Origin of the sequence: Moorena sp. SIO3B2, assembly GCF_010692525.1 — a bacterium.
In the GTDB taxonomy this organism is placed as follows: domain Bacteria; phylum Cyanobacteriota; class Cyanobacteriia; order Cyanobacteriales; family Coleofasciculaceae; genus Moorena; species Moorena producens.
The window spans coordinates 1-3,980 of sequence record NZ_JAAHHE010000488.1; the positions used below are offsets into that span (position 1 = coordinate 1).

Below are 3,980 nucleotides of genomic sequence, written 5' to 3' on the forward strand. Positions count from 1 at the left end.
AATAATCTTGGTGCTTCTTATGGTCACCGCATCAAAGGGGAGAAAGCACAGAATATAGAAGAGGCCATCGCTTGTTACCAAGAAGCTCTTAGAGTTTATACCTTTGAGGCATTTCCTATTGAGTGGGCAAGGACACAACATAATCTCGGTATTGATTACTATTTCCGAATAAAAGGTGAGAAAGCACAAAACCTAGAAGAAGCGATCACTTGTTGGCAACAGGCTCTTAGAGTTTATACCTTTGAGGCTTTTCCGATTAATTGGGCACAGATACAACATAATTTCGGTAATGCTTACGGTAACCGAATAAAAGGTGAGAAAGCACAGAATATAGAAGATGCGATCGCTTGTTACCAAGAAGCTCTTAGAGTATTAACCTTTGAGGCATTTCCTATTGATTGGGCAAGGACACAAAATAATCTCGGTGCTGCTTACCTTTACCGAATAAAAGGGGAGAAAGCACAGAATATAGAACAAGCGATCGCTTGTTACCAAGAAGCTCTAACAGTTTATACCTTTGAGGTATTTCCCCAAGATTGGGCAGATACACAATATAATCTCGGTATTGCTTACTCTAACCGCATCAAAGGCGACAAAGCTGAGAATATAGAAGAAGCGATCGCTTGTTACCAAGAAGCTCTTAGAGTCAGAACCTTTGAGGCTTTTCCTGAAGATTGGGCAAGGACACAAACTAATCTCGGTGCTGCTTACGGTAAGCGAATAAAAGGAGAGAAAGCACAGAATATAGAAGAGGCCATCGCTTGTTTCCAAGAAGCTCTTAGAGTTTATACCTTTGAGGCTTTTCCTTATGATTGGGCAACGACACAATATAATCTCGGTTCTGCTTACTCTGACCGAATCATAGGTCAGAAGGCACAAAACCTAGAAAAAGCCATCGCTTGCTACAAATTGACTTTAGAAGTACGCACCCGTGACGCTTTTCCCGAAAACCATGCTGACACTTTGTACCTACTAGGGATAGCTTACCAAGACAGTAAGCAGTCTCTCTTAGCTTACACCACCTTTAACTCTGCCATTGCTACCGTAGAATCTTTGCAGGAAGAAATGGTTTCTGGAGAAGAAAGCAAGCGCAGACACCGTGAAAAATGGAACGAACTTTATAGCATAATGGTAGAAGTTTGTGTAGACTTAGATAAAATTAATGAAGCACTTGATTATGCTGAACAAAGCAAAAACCGCTATTTAGTTGAAGAGATTATCAGCCGTGAATTGAAAAGCATCTTTCCTGCAAATGTTGTCACTAAACTAAAAAAATACAGAGATGAAATAGCCACAGGTCAAAAGCAAATTCAGGATGGCAAAGCTAAAAACCCAACAGCCTTAGCAAAACGTCTTCAAGGATTGCGACAGCAGCATAATGAATTAAAAAACCGCTATTTCCCCATTGCTTCTGGCTTTCAGTTTGAGCAATTCCAGAACAAGTTGGATCACCACACTGCCATTGTCGAGTTTTACATTACACGGAATAAGCTGGTCACTTTCGTCTTCACCCGTAATCAAGTTTGGCATTCTCAGTTAAAAGACTTAAGTAAATTGGTAGATTGGGCAAATGGATATTTAAGAGCTTACTCCACCAAAAAATACCATCACGAAAAGCACCTGACTACTCGTCTACATTCCCTGGCGCAAATTTTACTCATTGATCACATCATTAAGCAAATTCCCGAAAAATGCGATCGCTTAATTTTAATCCCCCATCGGTTTTTACATTTATTCCCCCTTCATGCCTTACCGATTACCAGTAAGCAGGGAGAAGGTAACCCTAAAATTCTGATGGATCGCTTTCCAGCAGGGGTAAGTTACGCCCCTAGCTGTCAACTACTGCAACTTGTTCAAACCAGAAAACGCCCAGAAGAGTTTACCCACCTGTTTGCAGTTCAAAATTCCGCTGATAATTTACATTACACTCCTATCGAAGTAGACGTAGTTAAAGGCTACTTCAATCCCCCACCAGATACAGAAATTCTTGTGGAAAACGCTGCTACCAAAGCTGCTATAGATAGCAAAGCTTTCAACAGTTACCACTGTTTACATTTTAGCTGTCACGGTTACTTTAATTACCAAGAACCACGAAAATCCGCTCTAATTCTGGCCAATGCCCATAAATCGACCTCTGCTGAACCCAATTCGGAGCGCTATTTACGGATAAGTGAGGAGGAAGTATTTGACCTAGAGAAATGTCTGACTATCGATCAAGTCTTTGACCTACAATTAAAACAATGTCGCCTGGTCACCCTTTCTGCTTGTGAAACAGGATTGATTGATTACACCAACATCAGCGATGAATACATTGGGTTACCCAGTGGTTTCCTAGTGGCGGGGAGTCCAGCAGTGGTTAGTAGCTTGTGGAAGGTAAACGATTTATCGACAGCATTGTTAATGATTAAATTTTATGATAATTTGCTAAACTCCCAAATGTCCTTAGCAGTTGCTCTTAACCAAGCCCAACTCTGGCTGCGGGATGTAACAAAGGAAAATTTATTACTCTGGATTGAAAGCTTATCTATAAAGAGTTATCAAAAGCGGCGTTTGAGTGCTCCCCTTTTGAAGAATGATGATTTTAAGTATCTAAGACCCAGCGATAAGCCTTTTGAAAAACCTTACCATTGGGCAGCATTTTGTGCAATTGGTCAATAGGAGTTAAAACTATGAAACCTGAGATTCAAGAAATAGGAAATTTTATCAAGCTAATCAACAGCCAACCAGATATTTTTTCTGAACAGGATCGTAATGAACTGGAAGCGATAATTACTCCGCTATCTAATCATGATGTGGAGGGACTATTAGATAAGATTGAGAACTGGTGTAAATCTAATCCAGTTATTGACGATGCTCTAAATGTTTTAGTGGGTAGTCAACCAATTCGTGAAAAAGGAATTGGAGGCACTGTCGCCACTCCTGAAGCCAAAGCTGACTATGAAAAGAACGTGAAAGAAGAACTACTCAATGCCCTCCGCAAGAGTTCTACGGAAGAAACCGAAAAACCCAACACTCCCAAAGGCTGATGACTGACAGCGCCTTGCGAATCAAAAACCCCAGCGTCACCCTTTATGCCTTCCATCTGTGCCAAGACTTAAGTCAAGAACCGGGAAAGTTCCGACAGGATGCGGATCAGTTGTGGCAACACTGTGCTCAGCTCAGCGAACCCCTAGCTATCCCAGACCTGAAATCTTTACCTGAAAAATTACAATCCCCTCCCAGCCAAACCGCGATCGCAAGCCGTTACATAGAACTATTACCTGATCATGGTCGCTTAACCTATACTGCACCACTGCAAATAGAAGGCTCTGCCCTAACAGTAGAGGTCTATCCCGTTAAAATTCATGACACCTATGCCCTTGACCTAACTCTGTATTACCAAAATGTCACCGTTCCAGCCAGTCAATTTAGTCGGTTAAATCCCCAAGGGTGCCTCCTAGCCAGCAATATTCAACCTTCTTTGGGACAAACCTTAGTGCTCTATGGGGAACCAGTGGGCACTCCCGAGGAGGATAGAAAGTTAGCCGATGCCTGTGTGGATGCTTTTTTCCAGGGAACCGACCAAAAACCCGAACTTAGCGCATCTGGGCACTTATTTGGTAGCCCAATTTTTGCCTATGACAACGGTAAAGAGAAACCAACGGAGCAATGTCACCTTCTGGTCTGGTTAAACCGTCACCCAGAAACCTTAAACCTGGTTGAAAAGACGTCTTTGTCATTGTTCAATCTATTGTGCTGTCGCAGTAAAATCCTGTTTGCTTATGATCAAGCCCGTTGGTGTTATCGCCAAACTAGAGGACTCTATGGGCAACTCGAAGAAGAGGTTAAAGGCTTCAAGGAATTGCCAAGGGATCCAGAAACAAGGCTAGAGCAACTGAAGCAGAAACTGACTGAGATGCCACTAAAGACCTTTGACTATGCTGGTTATCTGCGAGACATGGAGGATCACAAAACTGCGATCGCTACCAATGCCAGCAACT

General features: G+C 42.2%; 2 protein-coding genes and 1 pseudogene. All 3 read left to right on the forward strand.

What is annotated here, in order from left to right:
- A partial coding sequence (locus F6K38_RS36725; RefSeq protein WP_287359955.1) for a CHAT domain-containing protein occupies positions 1 to 2,658 on the forward strand: 2,658 nt, incomplete at its 5' end.
- 11 nt (positions 2,659 to 2,669) lie between these two features.
- The gene (locus F6K38_RS36730; RefSeq protein ID WP_008179790.1) at positions 2,670 to 3,026 is read left to right on the forward strand and encodes a hypothetical protein; all 357 of its coding nucleotides are present in this window, start codon (positions 2,670 to 2,672) and stop codon (positions 3,024 to 3,026) included.
- A pseudogene (locus F6K38_RS36735) lies at positions 3,026 to 3,980 on the forward strand (hypothetical protein); the annotation flags it as partial. The gene F6K38_RS36730 and the pseudogene F6K38_RS36735, both read left to right, overlap by 1 nt.